Origin of the sequence: Streptomyces sp. NPDC005791 (assembly GCF_042871485.1) — a bacterium.
Classification (GTDB): domain Bacteria; phylum Actinomycetota; class Actinomycetes; order Streptomycetales; family Streptomycetaceae; genus Streptomyces.
On the sequence record NZ_JBIAIP010000011.1, the window covers coordinates 1 to 19,530 of the forward strand.

The 19,530-nt window shown below is 72.0% G+C and carries 17 protein-coding genes and 1 pseudogene; 12 read left to right on the top strand and 6 right to left on the bottom strand.

Annotated features, from left to right (window positions below; translation table 11 throughout):
- Positions 1 to 84: 84 nt before the first annotated feature.
- Entirely contained in the window at positions 85 to 1,011 is a 927-nt protein-coding gene (locus ACFYSH_RS21745) for a sugar phosphate isomerase/epimerase (RefSeq protein ID WP_359475090.1), read from the bottom strand.
- A 167-nt stretch (positions 1,012 to 1,178) separates the two neighbouring features.
- On the opposite strand from ACFYSH_RS21745, the gene iolC reads away from it, so the two are divergent.
- Genes iolC through ACFYSH_RS21775 form a run of 6 tightly spaced genes read left to right on the top strand, consistent with a single transcriptional unit; the run spans position 1,179 to position 8,517 of the window.
- Complete coding sequence (gene iolC / locus ACFYSH_RS21750; protein WP_359475087.1) at positions 1,179 to 2,198, top strand: 5-dehydro-2-deoxygluconokinase; 1,020 nt, start codon at positions 1,179 to 1,181, stop codon at positions 2,196 to 2,198.
- A complete protein-coding gene (locus tag ACFYSH_RS21755) occupies positions 2,195 to 3,082 on the top strand; it encodes a deoxyribose-phosphate aldolase (RefSeq protein WP_359475084.1) in 888 nt (295 codons plus the stop codon). Before iolC ends, ACFYSH_RS21755 begins: the two co-directional genes overlap by 4 nt.
- Before the next feature lie 30 nt (positions 3,083 to 3,112).
- On the top strand, positions 3,113 to 3,997 hold the full coding sequence (gene iolB, locus ACFYSH_RS21760) for a 5-deoxy-glucuronate isomerase (protein WP_359475081.1): 885 nt from the start codon (positions 3,113 to 3,115) through the stop codon (positions 3,995 to 3,997).
- A complete protein-coding gene (gene iolD, locus ACFYSH_RS21765; RefSeq protein WP_359475079.1) occupies positions 3,994 to 5,910 on the top strand; it encodes a 3D-(3,5/4)-trihydroxycyclohexane-1,2-dione acylhydrolase (decyclizing) in 1,917 nt (638 codons plus the stop codon). The genes iolB and iolD overlap by 4 nt, the downstream gene beginning before the upstream one ends.
- A 12-nt stretch (positions 5,911 to 5,922) precedes the next feature.
- Positions 5,923 to 7,422, top strand: a complete 1,500-nt coding sequence (locus ACFYSH_RS21770; RefSeq protein WP_359475076.1) for a CoA-acylating methylmalonate-semialdehyde dehydrogenase — start codon at positions 5,923 to 5,925, stop codon at positions 7,420 to 7,422.
- A 51-nt stretch (positions 7,423 to 7,473) separates the two neighbouring features.
- Complete coding sequence (locus tag ACFYSH_RS21775) at positions 7,474 to 8,517, top strand: aminoglycoside phosphotransferase family protein (protein WP_359475073.1); 1,044 nt, start codon at positions 7,474 to 7,476, stop codon at positions 8,515 to 8,517.
- On the opposite strand, the gene ACFYSH_RS21780 is transcribed toward ACFYSH_RS21775, so the two are convergent.
- The 3 genes from ACFYSH_RS21780 to ACFYSH_RS21790 form a co-directional block, all read right to left on the bottom strand.
- Positions 8,518 to 8,871: a zinc ribbon domain-containing protein gene (locus ACFYSH_RS21780; RefSeq protein WP_388754802.1), complete on the bottom strand. Its 354-nt coding sequence runs from the start codon at positions 8,869 to 8,871 to the stop codon at positions 8,518 to 8,520. It abuts the gene before it with no gap.
- Complete coding sequence (locus ACFYSH_RS21785; RefSeq protein WP_388754508.1) at positions 8,817 to 9,122, bottom strand: YwqJ-related putative deaminase; 306 nt, start codon at positions 9,120 to 9,122, stop codon at positions 8,817 to 8,819. The genes ACFYSH_RS21780 and ACFYSH_RS21785 overlap by 55 nt, the downstream gene beginning before the upstream one ends.
- Positions 9,123 to 9,187: 65 nt before the next feature.
- Positions 9,188 to 9,634: an SUKH-3 domain-containing protein gene (locus ACFYSH_RS21790; RefSeq protein ID WP_359475070.1), complete on the bottom strand. Its 447-nt coding sequence runs from the start codon at positions 9,632 to 9,634 to the stop codon at positions 9,188 to 9,190.
- 326 nt (positions 9,635 to 9,960) lie between these two features.
- Between ACFYSH_RS21790 and ACFYSH_RS21795 the strand changes: the two genes are divergently transcribed.
- From ACFYSH_RS21795 to ACFYSH_RS21805, 3 genes are read left to right on the top strand one after another with little or no spacing between them, the layout of a single operon-like run.
- The gene (locus ACFYSH_RS21795; protein WP_388754511.1) at positions 9,961 to 10,578 is read left to right on the top strand and encodes a DUF4291 domain-containing protein; all 618 of its coding nucleotides are present in this window, start codon (positions 9,961 to 9,963) and stop codon (positions 10,576 to 10,578) included.
- Positions 10,579 to 10,624: 46 nt separating this feature from the next.
- The gene (locus tag ACFYSH_RS21800; RefSeq protein ID WP_388754514.1) at positions 10,625 to 12,013 is read left to right on the top strand and encodes a sensor histidine kinase; all 1,389 of its coding nucleotides are present in this window, start codon (positions 10,625 to 10,627) and stop codon (positions 12,011 to 12,013) included.
- A gap of 7 nt (positions 12,014 to 12,020) precedes the next feature.
- Complete coding sequence (locus ACFYSH_RS21805) at positions 12,021 to 12,704, top strand: response regulator transcription factor (RefSeq protein ID WP_359475062.1); 684 nt, start codon at positions 12,021 to 12,023, stop codon at positions 12,702 to 12,704.
- 81 nt (positions 12,705 to 12,785) lie between these two features.
- Here ACFYSH_RS21805 and ACFYSH_RS21810 read toward each other — a convergent pair.
- A pseudogene (locus ACFYSH_RS21810) lies at positions 12,786 to 13,373 on the bottom strand (phosphatase PAP2 family protein); the annotation flags it as partial.
- A 256-nt stretch (positions 13,374 to 13,629) separates the two neighbouring features.
- On the opposite strand from ACFYSH_RS21810, the gene ACFYSH_RS21815 reads away from it, so the two are divergent.
- The 3 genes from ACFYSH_RS21815 to ACFYSH_RS21825 all read left to right on the top strand — a co-directional run bounded on the left by ACFYSH_RS21815 (position 13,630) and on the right by ACFYSH_RS21825 (position 18,929).
- The gene (locus ACFYSH_RS21815; RefSeq protein ID WP_388754517.1) at positions 13,630 to 16,317 is read left to right on the top strand and encodes an alpha/beta fold hydrolase; all 2,688 of its coding nucleotides are present in this window, start codon (positions 13,630 to 13,632) and stop codon (positions 16,315 to 16,317) included.
- Entirely contained in the window at positions 16,314 to 17,204 is an 891-nt protein-coding gene (locus ACFYSH_RS21820; protein ID WP_388754520.1) for an ABC transporter permease, read from the top strand. Before ACFYSH_RS21815 ends, ACFYSH_RS21820 begins: the two co-directional genes overlap by 4 nt.
- Before the next feature lie 126 nt (positions 17,205 to 17,330).
- Entirely contained in the window at positions 17,331 to 18,929 is a 1,599-nt protein-coding gene (locus ACFYSH_RS21825) for a von Willebrand factor type A domain-containing protein (RefSeq protein ID WP_388754523.1), read from the top strand.
- 270 nt (positions 18,930 to 19,199) lie between these two features.
- Here the strand turns inward: ACFYSH_RS21825 and ACFYSH_RS21830 are convergent, their stop codons facing one another.
- A complete protein-coding gene (locus tag ACFYSH_RS21830) occupies positions 19,200 to 19,514 on the bottom strand; it encodes an L-rhamnose mutarotase (protein WP_359475050.1) in 315 nt (104 codons plus the stop codon).
- Positions 19,515 to 19,530: the final 16 nt, after the last annotated feature.

The following is a 19,530-nucleotide window of genomic DNA, read 5'->3' on the forward strand; positions in this document are numbered from 1 at the left end:
GGCGACCCTCCGCCTTGCGATCGCACGCACCAGACGCCGCCAGGCCCGCCCTTCGGGCGGACGGCGCTACTTTCGAAACACGCCCTAGGAGGACGGCCTCGCGGGTCCGCAGATGCGGAGGAACTCGCGGGTGCGGCGTGCGATGGGCAGCGGCTTGTCGGGCGGGCAGGGATACATGTCCTGCTCGACGATGGCGAACAGGTCGGTGCCCAGGGCGCGCGCGGCGTCCAGTACGGGCTCCAGTGCGGGCACCCCGCCCGGTGGTTCGCACATCACGCCGCGCGCCACGGCCGGACCGAACGGCACCTCGTTCGCCACGACATCGGCGAGCACCACCGGGTCGACCTGTTTGAGGTGCAGATAGCCGATCCGTTCGCCGTAGGTCTTGATGAGCCGCACGCTGTCCCCGCCGCAGTAGGCGTAGTGGCCGGTGTCGAGGCAGAGGGAGACCAGATCGGGGTCGGTGGCGTCGAGGAAGCGGTTGACGTTCTCCTCGCTGTCGATGTGCGTGTCGGCGTGCGGGTGCACCACGATCCGCAGCCCGTAGCGGTCCCCCACCTCGCGAGCCAGACGTTCCGTCTGGGTGGTGAGGTCACGCCACTGCGCCGGGGTGAGCGTGCGGTCCTCCAGCACCTCGCCCGTCTTGTCGTCCCGCCAGAACGACGGGATGACCACCAGATGCCCGGCGCCCATCGCCCGCGTGAGTGCCGCGATGCCCGCGACATGCTCCCAGGTCCGGTCCCAGACCGCCGGGCCGTGGTGCAATCCGGTGAAGACGGTGCCCGCGGAGACGGCGAGATTCCGGCGGGCCGTCTCGTCCGCGAGCCGGGCGGGGTCGGTCGGCAGATAGCCGTACGGACCGAGCTCGATCCACTCGTAGCCCGCCTCGGACACCTCGTCGAGGAATCGCTCCCAGGGCACCTGTCGCGGGTCGTCGGGGAACCACACCCCCCACGAATCAGGTGCCGAACCGATACGGATGCGGGCCGGAGAGGGTACGGGGGAGGTCATATCGCCCACCCTCCAGTCCTCGACGAGGAGTGTCAAGAGTTCGTCCGAATGTCCGGACAAAGTGTTGACAGGGTACCGGGCGAGGGCTAGACCTGAGGGCGGCCACCCGGCCATGGCCGACCCCCGGGTCGATGTGCCGGACCGGAGCACGGGTGGAAGGGATGCGTATGCCTGAGCCGTACGACGTGATCACCATGGGGCGGATCGGAGTGGACATCTACCCGCTCCGGACCGGGGTACCGCTGGCCGAGGTCGAGACGTTCGGCAAGTTCCTCGGCGGCTCGCCGTCCAACGTGGCGGTGGCCGCCGCCCGGCTGGGACGGCGTACGGCCGTGATCACCAGGACCGGCCGGGACGCCTTCGGTGACTACCTGCACCAGGCGCTGAGGGAGTTCGGTGTGGACGACCGGTGGGTGAGCGCCGTGGCGGAGTATCCGACCCCGGTCACCTTCTGCGAGATCTTCCCGCCCGACCACTTCCCGCTCTACTTCTACCGCCAACCCAAGGCCCCCGACCTGGAGATCCACAGCGGAGAGCTCGACCTGGACGCGGTACGGGCCGCCCGGGTCTTCTGGATGACCGGCACCGGACTCTGCGCCGAACCCAGCCGTGCCGCGACCCTCGCCGCACTCCGGGCCCGTGGTGCGGCGGCGGCACCGGACGCGGCCGGGCATCCGCGCGTCACCGTCTTCGACCTCGACTGGCGCCCCATGTTCTGGGACGAGGAGAAGGACGGCGACATCCGAGCGGCCCGTGCCCACTACCGCGAGGCGCTCGCCCATGCCACGGTCGCCGTCGGCAACCTCGAGGAGTGCGAGATCGCCACCGGGGAACGCGAACCGCACGCGGCCGCCCGCGCCCTGCTCGCCGCCGGGCCCGCACTCGCCGTCGTCAAAAAGGGACCGGCAGGGGTCCTCGCTGTCCATCGCGACGGCACCACCGCCGAGATCCCGCCCCTTCCGGTCGACGTCGTCAACGGGCTGGGCGCCGGCGACGCCTTCGGCGGCGCCCTCTGCCACGGCCTCCTCGCAGGCTGGGGCACGGAACGCGTCATGCGCTACGCCAACGCCGCCGGGGCCATCGTCGCCTCCCGTCTCGCCTGCTCGTCCGCGATGCCGTACCCGCACGAGGTCGAACAGGCCCTCGCCGACGGCGCCGTCGCAGCTGCCGCGGACGCCACACCGTGACCCCGCCCGCCGCCGGCGTCTCCGATCTCGTCCGCCTGCGGGCCCACCGCCCCGAAGCCGTCGCCGAGGCCGCCACCGCCCGCCGCAGACGCCCCCTCGTCGGCCCCTCCGGCCGGCTGATGATCATCGCGGCGGATCACCCGGCCCGCGGGGCCCTCGCCGTCGGCGACGACGACCTGGCCATGGCCGACCGCTTCGACCTGCTGGAACGCCTGTGCCTCGCCCTCGCACGCCCCGGCGTCGACGGAGTACTCGCGGGCGCCGACGTCCTGGAGGACCTGCTGCTCCTCGGCGCCCTGGAGGACAAGGTCGTCCTCGGATCCATGAACCGCGGAGGGCTCGCGGGAGCCGCGTTCGAGCTCGACGACCGCTTCACCGGCCACCGACCCGCCGACCTCTCCCGCCACGGCTACGACGCGGGCAAACTCCTGCTGAGGATCGACCACGACGACCCGGGATCCCTGGACACCCTGCACACCGCCGCGCGCGCGGTGGACGAGATGGCGGCCCTCCGGCTGCCGGTCTTCATCGAGCCGTTCCTCTGCCACCGCACCCGTGACGGGCTCCGCACCGACCTCGGAGCCGCCGCCGTCACCACCTCCATCGCCATCGCCTCGGGGCTCGGCGGGACGTCCGCGTACACGTGGCTCAAGGTCCCCGTCACCGACCACCCCGGCGACATGGACCGGGTGATGCGAGCCTCGACCCTCCCCGCCGTCCTGCTCGGCGGCGAGGTCACCGGGGACCCGGACACGGCGTACGAGAAATGGCGCGGCGCACTGCGGCTGCCGACCGTCCAGGGGCTGGTGGTGGGGCGTTCACTGCTCTACCCCGCCGACGGGGACGTGGCGGGGGCGGTCGACACCGCCGTAGGACTTCTGTGAACGAGCGGGACGACGGGTAGGGATGGGGCCATGACGACGACCGACGCGCAACAGAGGTACCACCTCAGGGCCGGCGGGACCGCACACGGCCCCTACGCCCTCGACATCGACCCGGAGCGCGCCGGGTGGGAGCGGTCGAGCCTGCGCGTCCTGGAGCTCGAACCGGGTGGTGTTCACACCCTGGTAACCGGGGAGAGCGAGTGGATCATCCTTCCGTTGTCCGGTGGCTGTACGGTGCAGACAGCAGGTGAGGTCTTCGAACTGCTGGGCAGGGAAGACGTGTTCGGCGCCGTCACCGATTTCGCCTACGTCCCACGCGACGCCAGCGCCCAGATCGCCTCCGGCGCAGGAGGCCGCTTCGCCCTGGCAGGAGCGAAGTGCGAGCGACGACTCCCCGCTCGCTACGGCCCCGCGCCGGAGGTACCGGTCGAACTCCGCGGCGCCGGCGCCTGCTCGCGGCAGGTGAACAACTTCGCCGCCGCCGACACCTTCGACTGCGACCGGCTCATCGCCGTCGAGGTCCTCACCCCCGGCGGCAACTGGTCCTCCTACCCGCCGCACAAGCACGACGAGCACCACCCCGGCACCGAGTCCGTGCTCGAGGAGATCTACTACTTCGAGGTCGAGGGCGACGGCCTCGGCTACCACCGGGTGTCGCCGTCCCGCCCCGGAGGCACGGACGTCCTGGCAGAAGTCGCCACGGGGGACGCCGTCCTCATCCCCGACGGCTGGCACGGTCCGTCGATCGCCCCGCCCGGCCGCACCCTGTACTACCTGAACGTGATGGCGGGCCCCGGCGAGCAGCGTGAGTGGCTGATCCGCGACCACCCGGACCACCGCTGGATCCGCGACAGCTGGCCCGAGCAGCCCGTGGACCCACGACTGCCGCTCCACGGCACGGAGGCCGCCCGGTGACCACACCGCACAGCACACCCCGCACCGCCCCGAAGCCGACCCGCAGGCTCACCACCGCCCAGGCACTCGTCGCCTTCCTCGCCCGCCAGTACACCGAGCGCGACGGCCGGCGCCACCGCCTGATCAACGCCACCTGGGGCATCTTCGGCCACGGCAACGTCGCCGGCATCGGACAGGCGCTCGTCGCATGCGGCCCCACGATGCCGTATCTCCAGGGCCGCAGCGAACAGGCCATGGTGCACGCCGCCGTCGGATACGCCCGCCAGTCCGGCCGGCTCTCCGCCCACGCCGTGACCACGTCCATCGGCCCCGGCGCCACCAACCTCGTCACCGGCGCCGCGCTCGCCACCGTCAACCATCTGCCCGTGCTGCTCCTGCCCGGCGACACCTTCGCGACCCGCCCCGCCGACCCCGTGCTCCAGCAGCTCGAAGTGCCGCACACCGGCGACGTGTCGGTCAACGACTGCCTGCGCCCCGTCTCCCGCTACTTCGACCGGATCACCCGCCCCGAGGCCCTGATCCCGGCCGCGCTCCAGGCCATGCGCACCCTCGCCGACCCGGCGGACACCGGCGCCGTCACGCTCGCGCTGCCGCAGGACGTGCAGGCAGAGGCGTACGACTGGCCCGCGGAGTTCTTCGCGACGCGCGTCTGGAACGTCCGCAGACCCGCCCCCGACCCGTACGAACTCGGCCAGGCCGTCCGCGCGGTGCGTGCCGCCCGCCGCCCCCTGATCGTCGCGGGCGGCGGCGTCCACCACAGCGCCGCCGAGGAGACCCTCGCCGCGTTCGCCGCCGCCACCCGCATCCCCGTCGCCTCCACCCAGGCCGGCAAGGGCTCCCTGCGCCACGACCACCCCGCCGATGTGGGCGGCATCGGCCACACCGGCACCGCCACGGCGGACGCGCTCGCCCGCGAGGCCGACCTGGTCATCGGTATCGGCACCCGGTACACCGACTTCACGACCGCGTCCGGCACGCTCTTCGCCGACCCGGCCGTCCGCTTCCTCAACCTCAACATCACCGGCTTCGACGCCCACAAGCTCGCCGCCCTCCCCCTCGTCGCGGACGCCCGCACCGCGATCGAAGCGCTCGGCGAGGCCCTGGGCGCACGCGGGCACCGCGTCGACCCCGCCTACGAGAGCGCGTACACCGACGCCAAGGACCGCTGGGAGCAGCGCGTCGACGCGGCCTACGCCGCCACCGCCCCGGACGCCCGCCCCACCCAGGCCCAGGTCCTCGGGCTGCTGGACGAGCTGGTCACCGAGGACGACATCCTGATCAACGCGGCGGGCTCCCTCCCCGGCGACCTCCACAAACTGTGGCGGACCCGCTCCCCGCGCCAGTACCACGTCGAATACGGCTACTCCTGCATGGGATACGAGATCCCCGCCGCCCTCGGCGTCCAGCTCGCGGCGCCGGGCCGGCCCGTCTGGGCCCTGGTCGGCGACGGCACGTACCTGATGAACCCCACCGAGATCGTCACCGCCGTACAGGAGGGCCTGCCCGTCAAGCTCGTCATCCTGCAGAACCACGGCTACGCGTCCATCGGCGGCCTCTCGGAGTCCGTGGGCGCCGAACGGTTCGGCACCGCCTACCGGTACCGCACCGCGGAAGGGGCGTTCACCGGCGCCCCGCTGCCCGTCGACCTCGCGGCCAACGCGGCCTCCCTGGGCATGGACGTACTGCGCGCCGGGACGGTGGGGGAGCTGCGCCAGGCCCTCGCCGAGGCGCGCGGAGCGGACCGCCCCACTTGTGTCTACGTCGAGACCGAAACGCCAGACACAGTGTCGGGGCCCCCGCCGGCACAGGCGTGGTGGGATGTTCCCGTAGCCGAAACCGCGACCCGCCCGTCGGCGGTCGAGGCCCGGAAAGAGTACGACCGGCAGATCGCAGCCCGACGCCGCCACCTGTGAAGGAGCACGCTCATGAAGACCGTCGACCACTGGATCGGTGGCAAGACCGTCGAGGGCACGTCGGGTAACTTCGGCCCCGTCACCGACCCGGCGACCGGAGCCGTCACGACCCGGGTGGCGCTCGCCTCCACCGAGGAGGTCGACGCGGCGGTGTCCGCGGCGAGGACCGCGTACGAGACGTGGGGCACCTCCTCGCTCTCGGCCCGCACCGCCGTCCTCTTCCGCTACCGCGCCCTGCTGGACTCCCACCGCGACGAGATCGCCGCACTGATCACCGCCGAGCACGGCAAGGTGCACTCCGACGCTCTGGGCGAGGTGGCGCGCGGGCTGGAGATCGTCGAGCTGGCCTGCGGCATCACCACCCAGCTCAAGGGCGAGCTGTCGACCCAGGTCTCCAGCCGGGTCGACGTCTCCTCCATCCGGCAGCCGCTCGGCGTCGTCGCCGGCATCACCCCGTTCAACTTCCCGGCCATGGTGCCGATGTGGATGTTCCCGCTGGCCATCGCCTGCGGCAACACCTTCGTGCTGAAGCCCAGCGAGAAGGACCCGTCGGCCGCGAACCTGCTGGCCGAGCTGGCCGCCGAGGCCGGGCTGCCCGACGGGGTGCTCAACGTCCTGCACGGTGACAAGGTCGCCGTCGACGGGCTCCTCACCCACCCCGACGTCGCCGCCGTCTCCTTCGTCGGCTCCACCCCGATCGCCCGCCACATCCACGCCACGGCCTCCGCGAACGGCAAGCGCGTCCAGGCGCTCGGCGGCGCGAAGAACCACATGCTGGTCCTCCCCGACGCCGACCTGGACGCCGCGGCCGACGCCGCCGTCTCCGCGGCGTACGGCTCCGCGGGGGAGCGCTGCATGGCCGTCTCCGCGGTCGTCGCGGTCCGTTCCGTCGCGGACGAACTGGTCGCGAAGATCCGCGAGCGCGCCGAGAAGATCACCATCGGCCCCGGCACGGACCCCGCCTCCGAGATGGGCCCGCTGATCACCGCCGCCCACCGCGACAAGGTCGCCTCCTACGTCACCGGAGCCGCCGCCCAGGGCGCCGACGTCGTCCTCGACGGCACCGGCCACACCGTCGAGGGCTTCGAGGACGGCCACTGGATCGGCCTGTCCCTCCTGGACAACGTCTCCACGGACTCCGACGCCTACCGCGACGAGATCTTCGGCCCGGTGCTGTGCGTCCTGCGCGTCGACACGTACGAGGACGGCGTCGCCCTCATGAACGCCTCCCCCTTCGGCAACGGCACCGCGATCTTCACCCGAGACGGTGGGGCGGCCCGCCGCTTCCAGCTGGAGATCGAGGCCGGCATGGTCGGCGTCAACGTCCCCATCCCGGTGCCGGTGGGCTACCACTCCTTCGGCGGCTGGAAGGACTCCCTCTTCGGAGACCACCACATCTACGGCAACGACGGGGTGCACTTCTACACCCGCGGCAAGGTCGTCACGACCCGCTGGCCCGACCCGGCCGACGCCCCGGCGGGCGTGGACCTCGGCTTCCCGCACAACCACTGATCCTCACCGACACGGCGTACGCGGGCCCTCGCCGGGTGGAAGACTGACCGCATGACGACGGCGTCGCAGCTTCCGTTCGGCGAGACCCTGAGGGACCGTCTGGGCCCGGCGGCCCACCCTTCCGTCCTGGAGAGCAGCCCGCGTTCGCAGGTCTGGCGCATCGAGCTGTCCGGACGCCCGGCGGTGCTGAAACAACTGGTGGCCGGTCCCGGGGCCGACGAGCGGTACGCCCGCGAAGTGGCCGCCCTGAGCATCGCCGGCCGGGCATCCGGCACCCCGGTCGTGCCCGCGATCCTCGGCACCGACCCGGCCGAGCGGGTCCTGGTCCTCGAACACCTGGACCACCGGCGGCCGTCCGCCGACTGGATCGTCGACTACGCGGCGGCCCTCGCCAGGCTGCACGCCACCGCCGGCCCCGGCGACGTGGGAGCTCTGCCCCACTGGCGGGGCCCGACCGGCGCAGACGTCACGTCCTTCCTCACCCTGGCCGACACCCTCGGGGTCCGCGCGGCACCGGGAGCGCGGGGCGACCTCGACGCCCTGGTGGAACGCCTCGGCCGGGCCGAAGGGACCGCGCTGCTCCACGGCGACCCTTGCCCCGGCAACGACCTGCACACCCCGGACGGGGTCAGGTTCATCGACTTCGAGCAGGCGTCCCTGGGCAGCGGCCTCATGGAGCTCGCCTATCTCCGCATCGGATTCCCGACCTGCTGGTGCGTCACGAGGGCGGCCGGCCCCGTGCTGGAGCGGGCGGAGACCACCTACCGCACGACCTGGCACACCGAGACCGGCACCGCGCTCCCGGAAACCGGCCTCGCCGACGCCTGTGCGGGCTGGCTGATCCGGGGCGACGCCCTGGTACAGCGAGCCCACCGCGGCTCCACCGACCACCTGGCGCGTGTCCCGGACGAGGACTGGACCTGGGGCACGGCCACCGCCCGCCAACGCCTCGCCCACCGGCTCGGCGTGGTCGCCGACATGGCCATGGGCGACGGGGACCTGCGGCATCTCGGAGTTCTCGCGGCGGAGTCGCGGCGCGCGGTCCTGGACAGGTGGCCTACGGTCCGTCCGGTGCCGGAGAGGCGTCCGGAGTAGTCAGTCAACTTGACCCGGTCCTGAAGGACCGGGCTTGGAGGTAGAGCCCAGCTGGCTGCTGGGTTGTCTCCTCCGTCCGGGCCGCCTATGGGGTGGCTGGGACGCGTGACTCACGCCCCACTGTCCACACGGTTTCGCCCTCCGGTCGGTGTACCCGCACTGGGAGCATTGGCGGCTGGTGTACGCCGGATCGACGTACACCAGAGGCACTCCGGCCCGGCGTGCCTTGTACTCGATGAAGGCGCCAAGCTGGTGGAAGCTCCATGAATGCAGTGATGTCCGCCGGCCCTTGCGGAGCCCTACCCGGGCCGGGGCCTCCCCTGCTCGAACGAAGTTGAGAGCTTGGGGAAGGATGCCCGTGAGGCGGGGCCGTCGCCCTGACTGCGGATCTTCTTCGCGACCAGGACGGCGCCCGCGAAGTGAGATGCGGCCTCGTCGAGGGTTGTCATCCCCCCGCCGACGCGCTGACGGTCCAACCCCCACAACTGGTCCGAGACCAGCGCGGACTCGGCACAGTGTCCGACGAAGTACTCGCGGCGCTCCGCGGGGAGGGCGTCGAAGAAGTCCTGCACGGCGTGGTGGAGGTCAGGCCGGCCTTCACCCACCGAAACTCGTCTGACTGAAGATCTGCCCGTTGACGAGAAGTGACGCCGCCACGCCGGGAACACGGTCAGACGAAATAGTCCTCCGCATCTTCCATCTCGCTGCTCATCAGGCTCATCAGGGCCTCGTATTTTTCGCGCCCAAGGTAATACGCGCCCGTATGATGCGAAAAGAAGAAGCGCCCGTTCGTGTCCATGAGCAGGGTGGAACCGTCATAGGTGTCGTACCCCACAGGGAAAAGCTGCACACCGAGGTCAGTGGCGAGCTCGGCGACCTCCTCGGCATCCCCCTTGAAGACGAGATGTGGGGTGAAAATGGCGAAATTTTCTGGTGCGGTGTCGATGACGGTACGAAGGAACGCGTGCTCCCGAATGAATGCGAGGGCGGGGTCGGAAGGTTCGATTTCCACATCGTAGGAGCGATATCGCTCGATGACGGTCTTGATCGCTTCGGATGCCTCCTCCCCGACATCGCGTCCTGGGTGCCACCCGGCCTCTGTCAGCCAGGCGTCCACTTCTTCGTGTGTGTGCAGAATTGGCATGTTGCCCTTGCCTACGTGTGTGCTGTGACGCCGGCCAACGGGAGGATTCTGGAGCGCGACCGACAGGGTTCTTTGTAGTCCCCCCGAACTCCCGCAGCGCAACAGCCCCCGTTTGGCTGAACGTCAGATAATTCCGCCGTGCAATTGCCCACGATGCCACGGCGTGTTCAAGGGGAACAGGTGGAGATGCCGGCCGCGACCCACCCATCTGCCCACCGCGTGCCTGGCCTTCGGACGCGTCTCGCGGCAGCGCGGAAAACCAGGTGCCGCGATGCGGCCGGCCCCGCATCCTGGGGCGCATGAACGATCAGGTCCACCCGCCCCGTCACGAGATCCGCGCGCAGCACACCGACTCCACCGTCACCGTCTACCAGGCCTACCGGCCGGCCATCGGGCTGCCCGCCGCCCGTGACGGGCGTTTCCCGCGGGCCTGGAAGCGCGACCGTATGACGTGGATCAAGCCGAGCTTCCTGTGGATGATGTACCGCTGTGGCTGGGGCACGAAGGAGGGCCAGGAGACCGTGCTCGCCGTCGAGATCACCCGTGAGGGCTTCGCCTGGGCGCTGGAGAACGCCGAACTCTCCCACTACGTAGGCGACGTGCACGAGGACCAGAGCGCGTGGAAGCGAGCGCTGCGGGCCGCTCCCGCACGGGTCCAGTGGGACCCCGAGCGCGATCTCCACCTGAACCCGTTGCCGTACCGCTCGCTCCAGCTCGGGCTCTCCGGGGAGGCAGCCCGGCGGTACGCCGACGAGTGGACCGTGTCCGTCCGCGATGTTACACCCCTGGCCCGCGAGGTGCACGCGGCGGTCCGGGCGGGGGAGCGGGAGAGGGCCGCCGCCCTGCTGCCCGTGGAGACACCGCTGGATCTCCGTGCTCCCCGTCCGGTGGCCTCGGCCTCCCGGACACGACCCTGACTTTCGGCAGTGCCGGGCAGGCCCCGGATTCCGTACCGTCGGGCCGGTGAACCCGAACCTGATGTGGCGCCTCACGGCCGTGGCCGTGTTCGGCGGACTGAGCCTGGTGAGCTTGTGGTGGGTGGTGCCGACCGTGGTCGCCGCGTTCCTGGCGGGGCGGGGCCCCGGGCGTACCGGAGCGGCCCTCTGCTCGTTCGTCGCCGTGCTCGCGGTCGGCGTGGTGGCCGCGTCGCTGATGCCCTCCATGCTCGCGCTCGGTACCCGGTTCGTCGGGGTGCTGGTTCCGGGCGTCCTGCTGCCCTGGTTCGCCGGGAGGTTCTGGCGGCAGTACCAGGAGCTGGTCCGGGCCGGCTGGGAGAAGGCTGAACGGCTCGAGCGGGAGCGGCAGTTGGTGGGCGAGCAGGCGCGGCTGGCGGAACGGGCCCGTATCGCGCAGGACATGCATGACGTGCTCGGCCACGACCTCAGCCTGATCGCCCTGTCGGCGGGCGCCCTCCAGCTCGCACCCGGTCTCGACGAGCGGCAGCGGCGTACCGCCAAGGACATCAGGGCACGGGCAGCCATGGCGGTCGAGCGCCTGGGCGCCGTGGTCGGTGTTCTCAGCGAGGACGCGGAACCACCGCTGTCACGGCCGGAAGGGCGGGAGCTGACCGAGTTGGTCGGCGATGCGGCCGAGTCCGGGCTGCAGGTCGAACTGCGGGTCGACGGTGAGGCGGACGGACTTCCTCCCGTCGTCGGGCGGGCCGTGCAACGGGTCGTGCAGGAAGCGCTGACCAATGTGGCAAGGCACGCACCCCGCGCGGCGGCGACCGTCGAGGTCCGGCACACGGAGACCGAGACCCAGGTCGTCGTCTTCAACGGTCCCGCGCAGACCCCGGCGGGGCGGGCCCCGGGGCAAGGGGGCCGGGGGCTCATCGGACTCGACGAGCGGGTCCGGCTCGCCGGCGGCACCTTCGAGCACGGGCCCCGCGACGGTGGCTTCGTCGTGTCCGCCAGGCTGCCACACCGTCTCCCGGCACGGCTGCCGGGCCGTCGCGCACCCGAGCCCCGGGCCGGGGCGCCGACGGAGTTCCGCAGGACGCGGCGGCGCGCGCGCCGCACCCTGATCGCCGCGCTCCTGGTCCCGCCGGTCGCGGGCGCGGTGCTGGCCGCCGCGGTGACGGGGTGGGACATGGTGGCGGCGGCACGCTCGACACTCGATCCCGGCGACTACGCCCGGCTGCGAGTGGGGCAGGATCGTGCGGAGGTACGGCGGGTGCTTCCGGACCGCCAGTCGGTCCACCGGCCGTCCGGTGGCGAGCGGCCCGAGGGACGAGGAGTGACATGCGAGTACTACGCGATGACGGCCGACCGCTTCGACAGCCGGTCAGGGGACGCCTACCGGCTCTGCTTCCGCGAGGACCGGTTGATCTCCCTCGACGCCCTGACCGGATGAGCGCGCGATGACCCGGGTGCTGATCGCCGACGACGAGCCGATGATCCGGGCGGGGGTGCGAGCCGTGCTGACCACCGACCCGGACATCGAGATCGTCGCCGAGGCGGGCGACGGCCACGAGGCGGTGGAGCTCGTGCGGCTCCACCGGCCCGACGTGGCCGTCCTCGACGTACGGATGCCGAGGACCGACGGCATCGACGCCGCGGCGGAGATCAGCCGGACCGTTCCCGCCACGGGCGTCATCATGCTCACGACGTTCGGTGAGGACGACTACATCCTCCGGGCGCTCGGCTGCGGGGCCGCCGGCTTCCTGATCAAGTCGGGCGAGCCCGAGGAACTCCTCGCGGGCGTACGGGCGGTGGCCGGCGGCGCCGCCTATCTGTCACCGAAGGTCACCGCGCGCGTCGTCGCGCACCTCGCGTCGGGCGGAGCCGGTGCCCAGGCCGGGCGCCGGGCCGCCGCCCGGGAGAAGGTCGCCGGACTGACCCCCAGAGAGCGCGAGGTGCTGTCGTTCCTCGGCAGCGGGCTGTCCAACGGGCAGATCGCCCGACGGCTGCATGTGGTGGAGGGGACGGTCAAGGCGCATGTCAGCTCCGTCCTGTCCCGCCTCGGCGTGGACAACCGGGCCGCTGCCGCCGTCGTGGCCCACGAGGCGGGTGTCGTGCCCGCGCACACGGCGGAGAACGGCTGAAGCGACGCGCTCCACCGGCCGCTGGGCGACGATCAGGAGCGCCGCCACCACGGCCGCGCCGAGCAGTGCGCCGGCGAGTACGTCGTGCGGGTAATGGACCCCCGTCAGGACACGCAGCAGCGCTGCCGCCACGGCCAACGGCACGGTCACGGCGGCCAGACGGGGCCGTCGGATCGCAAGCCCCGTCGCCAGCGCGGCGGCCAGCGTGGCGTGGTTGCTGGGGAACGACCAGTCGCCGGCCTCCGGGCACGCGGCCACCGCTTCGGCACCGGACACGGCCCGGCACGGGCGTTCCTCGTCGATCACCAGCTTCAGCGCCTCGCTGACGGCGTACGCCACCACCGTCCCGGCGCCGGTCAGGGCCATTCCGGCAGCCAGGCGCGGGTCCCTGCGGCGTACAGCCGTCCAGCCGAGCAGGAGCAGCAACAGGCCCAGGGCGACCAGGGTGACCTCGGTGACCGGCTCCAGCAGGTGGACCAGCCGGTCGGGCGCGTCCGCGACCGCAGCGGTCAGCGACCGGTACACGGACACGGAGACACCCCGGGTCACCTCGGTGGGCTCGGCCCGGCCGAGCCCACCGGGTGACAGGAGTACGACGGCGCCGGCGGCCGACGCCAGGAGGGCTGCCGCGCAGAGCAGGCGGGCGGCCAGAGACAGTGGCTTCTTCATGCCGCCGAACGTACGAGCGCCGAGGGGCCGGGCACCCGGGCCGAACGGCAGAGGCCGTATGGGACGTTCGTCAGGGGCGGCGCCGCGAGGAGCTCCGCGACGGTGGTCGCGGGGCGGATGTCCACGTCTGGGCCTTTCGTGCGTTCGGTGTACCGCATGCGGAGTACGGGCGGGCCGCGCCGTACCTCTCAGGGAGGCCGGGGGCCTCCCCCTGGCGGCATCCTGGGGCACCGCGCGTTCCGTTTAGGGTCGAGTCATGGAGAAACCGACTTCCCGGTGGCGGCACCGGCTGCCCCGTACCCCAGGCCGGTGGGCCGCGGTCGTCGCCGCCCTCGCCGTGCTCGCGGGTGCCGGGACCTGGACCGCCGTCGCCGACGACAGTGAACCGCCCGTGCACCGGACGGACCGGATGATGAAGATGAACGGGGTGTCGGTCGACACCTCGTACTTCACCTCCGGGGGCACACAGCCCCGTCCGGCCGTCCTCATCGGACACGGCTTCGGCGGCAGCAAGGACGAGGTGCGCGCCCAGGCCGAGCAGCTGGCCGCCGACGGGTACGCCGTCATGACGTGGTCCGCGCGCGGCTTCGGCAGGACGAGCGGCGAGATCACGCTCAACGCCCCCGACGGCGAGGTCAAGGACGTGTCCGGGCTCATCGACTGGCTGGCGCAACGGCCCGAGGTCGAGCAGGACGCGAAGGGCGACCCGCGCGTCGGTGTCACCGGCGCCTCGTACGGCGGCGCCGTCTCGCTGCTGGCCGCCGGGTACGACGACCGGGTCGACGCCGTCGCACCGGTGATCAGCTACTGGAACCTCGCCGACGCGCTCTTCCCGGACGGAGTGTTCAAGAAACTGTGGGCCGGCATTTTCGTCAGCTCAGGCGGTGGCTGCGAGAAGTTCGAGAAGCAGCTCTGCGAGATGTACGAGCGGGTCGCCGTCAGCGGCGAACCGGACGCCGCCGCGCGCGCCCTCCTGACGGAACGTTCCCCCGAGGCCGTGGCCGACCGGATCGACGTACCCGCGCTCATCCTCCAGGGTCAGAGCGACTCGCTCTTCCCGCTCGGCCAGGCCGACGCCATGGCCGAGGCCATCAAGGCCAACGGCGCGCCGGTGTCCGTCGACTGGATCGCGGGCGGGCACGACGGAGGCGACGACGAGGGGGACCGCGTCGAAGGCCGGGTCGGTGACTGGTTCGACCGGTATCTGAAGGAGGACGAGGGCGCCGACACCGGGCCCGGCTTCCGTGTGACCCGTACCGGCGGCGTCGACTCCACCGACGGCGCCGCCCTGAAGCGCGGCGCGAGCAGCGACACGTACCCCGGACTGACCAGCGGCGGTAAGAAGATCACCCTGGCAGGAGCGAGCGGCGGGGGGCAGGGTGCCCCCGCCGGCGGCGGGACCCAGACCTTCCGTAACCCCGCCGGAGCCAACCCGCCCTCCATCTCCGCCGTCCCCGGCATCGGTGGCGGGCTCTCCCAGCTGTCCTCGCTCGGCGTCGGGTTCTCCCTCGACTTCCCCGGGCAGTACGCGCGCTTCGACTCCGCCCCGCTGGACCGCGCCGTACACGTCACCGGATCGCCCACCGTCCGCGTGAACGTGAAGGCGGACCAGGGCGACGCGGTGCTCTTCGGCAAGGTCTACGACGTCTCGCCGGACGGGAAGCAGCAGGTGCTGCCCTCCCAGCTCGTCTCGCCCTACCGGATCACACCCGAGGAGCAGGGCAAGCCGGTCGAGCTGACCCTGCCCGCCGTCGACCACGAGGTGGACGCCGGGCACCGGCTCCGCCTCGTCCTCTCCGCGACGGACCTGGCCTACGCCTCACCCGCCGAGCCCGCGACGTACACCGTCTCCCTCGACGGGGCGCTGACCGTCCCCACGGCCCCCGCCGTGAAGACCGCCGCGGTCACGACGCCCTGGTGGACCTGGGGTCTCCCGGCCGCCGCGCTGGTCGTCGCCGCCGCCCTCCTGCTCACCGCACGGCGGCGCACCGCCACCCCCGCCCCCGACCCGGCGCTGACCGGAGTGCCGTTGCAGATCACCGGCCTGTCCAAGAAGTACGCCAAGTCCGCCGACCGGTACGCCGTGCGCGACCTCGGCTTCCGGGTGGAGCAGGGTCAGGTCCTCGGCCTCCTCGGACCGAACGGCGCGGGCAAGACCACCACCCTGCGCATGCTGATGGGGCTCATCACCCCCGACGCCGGTGAGATCCGCGTCTTCGGGCACGCGATCCGCCCCGGGGCGCCCGTCCTGTCCCGCGTCGGCTCCTTCGTCGAAGGCGCGGGCTTCCTCCCCCACCTGTCGGGCCGATCCAACCTGGAGCTGTACTGGCAGGCCACCGGACGGCCCGCCGAGGACGCCCACATCGACGAGGCCCTGGAGATCGCCGGACTCGGTGACGCCCTGGCCCGCGCCGTGCGCACCTACTCCCAGGGCATGCGGCAGCGCCTCGCCATCGCCCAGGCCATGCTCGGCATGCCGGACCTCCTCATCCTCGACGAACCGACCAACGGTCTCGACCCGCCCCAGATCCGTGAGATGCGGGACGTGATGATCCGGTACGCGGCCGGGGGCCGGACCGTGATCGTCTCCAGCCACCTCCTCTCCGAGGTCGAACAGTCCTGCACCCACCTGGTGGTCATGGACCGGGGGCAGCTCGTCCAGGCCGGCCCGGTCGCCGAGATCACCGGCTCCGGCGACACGCTGCTCGTCACCACGGACGCCGAGGTGGCCGAACCACTCGTGGACAAGGTGGCCGCCCTCCCGGGCATCGGTTCCGCCGTCCGCCTGGACGACGGTCACGGTCTGCTCGTACGGCTCGACGGCGCCACAGCCGCGCAGCTGGTCTCCGATCTGGTGCGTCTCGACGTGCCGGTGACGGGTGTCGGGCCGCACCGCCGCCTGGAGGACGCGTTCCTCACCCTCATCTCCCAAGGATCCGCATGAGCTCCGCACCAGAGATCCAGGCACTCGCCGAAGCCCCCGGTTACCACGCCCGCCGCACCCTGCCGCTGCGCGTGGAGGCGATGAGGCAACTGCGCAGGCGGCGCACCCTGCTGATGGGCGGGGTGCTGGCGGCCCTGCCGTTCGTCCTGATCATCGCCTTCGCGGTCGGCGGCACCCCGGGCGGCGGTGAGGGCGGCGGCGGAGGAGGCGGCTCGCGGATCAACCTCATGGACGTGGCGACGGAGTCCGCCGCTAACTTCGCGGCGACCTGCCTCTTCGTCTCCGCCGGCTTCCTGCTGGTCGTGCCCGTGGCCCTGTTCTGCGGGGACACGGTCGCCTCCGAAGCGAGCTGGTCCTCGCTGCGCTACCTGCTCGCCGCGCCCGTGCCCCGGGCCAGGCTGCTGTGGAGCAAGCTCGTCGTGGCGCTCGGCTTCAGCCTCGCCGCGATGGTGCTGCTGCCGCTCGTCGCCCTGGGGGCCGGAGCGGCGGCGTACGGCTGGGGGCCGCTGCGGCTGCCCACGGGGGGCGAGCTCAGCACCTCGGACACCGTGCCGCGCCTCGCGCTCGTCGTCGCCTTCGTCTTCGTCTCCCAACTCGTCACCGCCGGGCTGGCGTTCTGGCTGTCGACGAAGACGGACGCACCGCTCGGCGCGGTCGGCGGCGCGGTCGGGCTGACCATCGTCGGCAATGTCCTGGACGCGGTCACCGCACTCGGCACCTGGCGCGAGTTCCTGCCCGCCCACTGGCAGTTCGCCTGGGCCGACGCGCTCCAGCCCGACCTCGCATGGGGCGGGATGGTGAAGGGCGCGGCCGTATCGGTGACCTATGCCCTGATCCTGTTCGCGCTCGCCTTCCGAGGGTTCAGCCGTAAGGACATCGTGTCCTGACCTTGACGCACCGCCCTGTCCGTGCCCGTCGTTGCGTCATCGAGACGGTTCCGCAACGCTTTTGACGACTCCGCCCGGCCGTCCCACACGTCACATTCATGAATGTCCACGACGTGGGGGGTACCGATGGAACGCAGGACACGGACACGGCAGGGGGTGCTCGCGCTCTTCCTGGCCGGCGGAATCCTGATCACCGGCTGCGGCGCGGGGGGCACGGTCAGCGAGACCTCCGCCGACCGCGGTGTCGCCGGCAGCGGCGGACCGGCGGGGGGCGAACAGCCCCCCGCCGCTCCGTCCGCCGTGCCGGGCCAGGAGGAGGACGCGGCGGGCCGGGCGGAGGACGGCGCGGCACGGGAGAGCGCGGCGCCCGACTACCTGTCGACCTTCGCCCTCGACGTGGACACCGCCGGCTACGGATACGCCCGCCGTACCCTGGGCGACGGGCAGCTGCCGGCCGCCGGCACGGTGCGCCCGGAGGAATTCGTCAACAGCTTCCGCCAGGGCTACGAGCGGCCGAAGGACAACGGCTTCTCGGTGAACGTCGACGGCGCCCGCCCCGGGGCGGCCTCCGACTGGTCCCTCGTACGGGTCGGACTGGCCACCAAGGCGGCCTCGGACGCGGGCGACCGTCCGCCCGCGGCGCTGACCTTCGTCGTCGACATCTCCGGATCGATGTCCGAACCGGGCCGCCTCGACCTGGTGAAGACCTCGCTGGGCGTCCTCGCCGACGAGCTGCGCGACGACGACTCCGTCTCCCTGGTGACCTTCAGCGGCGAAGCCGAGACCCGGCTGCCGATGACCCGCCTCCAGGGCAACCGCACCAAGGTCCGGGACGCCATCGAGGAGATGGAACCCGCCGACAGCACGAACGTGGCGGCAGGCGTCCAGCAGGGCTACGAGGAAGCGGTCGAAGGCCACCGCAAGGGCGCCACCAACCGGGTCGTCCTGCTCTCCGACGCGCTCGCCAACACCGGCGAGACCGACGCCGACGCGATCCTGGAACGCATCGGTGACGCGCGCGAGGAGTACGGCATCACCCTGTTCGGCGTCGGGGTCGGCAGCGACTACGGCGACGCGCTGATGGAACGGCTCACCAACAAGGGCGACGGCAACACCACCTACATCGCCGACGAGACGCAGGCCAGGAAGGTCTTCGTCGACCAGCTGCCCGCCCATGTCGAACTCCGGGCCCGTGACGCCAAGGCCCAGGTGGCCTTCGACCGCGAGACCGTCAAGCAGTTCCGGCTCATCGGCTACGAGAACCGCAAGGTCGCCGACGACGACTTCCGGGACGACAGCGTCGACGGCGGCGAGGTGGGCCCCGGCCACACGGTGACCGCGCTCTACGCCGTACGGCTCCGTGAGGGCGCCTCCGGCCGTGTGGCGACGGCGACGGTGCGCTGGCTGGACCCGAAGACACGCACGGCGCACGAGGAGACCGGGTCGGTGGAGACCGGCGCGATCGACGGGAAGCTCTGGGACGGTGCTGCGCCGCGGCTCCAGGTGACCGCGGTGGCGGCGTACTTCGCGGACACGCTACGGGGCGGTGACCTACCGGGCACGCCGTCACTCGGTCAACTCGCCTCACGGGCGAGGAAGCTGGCGTCGTCCACCGAGGACAGCTCGGTGGAGAAACTCGCCACGGCGATCGAGCAGGCCGACCGGATCAGGAACGGCGGGGGCGACGAACCGCCCGGCGGTGAGGGCGAAGGCGAGCTCGGCTGACACGGCCGCCCGGACCCGGCAGGGGCCCACTCCTGCCGGGCCGGCCCGTCGGTGGCGGTGCCCTGATCCTCGGCAGCCCCTGGCGCAGCGCGAGCCTGACGGGCCGGAGCCCCGCGGACGTCGCGGCCCGGCTCACCGCGCTCGGCCATGAGCTCCCCGAGGAGGTGGAGTACCCGGACGTACGGGGACTTCCACCACGTCCTGACAGACGTCCGCCCTGACAGCCGGTGACAGCCGGTGACAGCCAGGGCGGGCATCGGGCACGGAGCCTCAGGCCAGGTGGAACACCTCGGTCAGCGGGACCATGGCCTCGTCGGCGGCCTCCGACTGCTCGAAGAAGCCGGCCATGTCACGCTGCCAGCGCGCGTTGACCTCCGTCGCCGCCATCGCCTCCCGGGCCGCGTCGAAGTCCTCCGTCTCCAGATAGCCGACCAGCAGGCCGTCCTCACGGAGGAACAGCGAGTAGTTGTGCCAGCCGGCCTCCGACAGTGCGGACAGCATCTCCGGCCACACCGCCGCATGGCGCTCGCGGTACTCGTCCTTGCGGTCCTCACGGACCTTCAGCAGGAAACAGACGCGCTGCATGGAGTCCGGTCCTCCG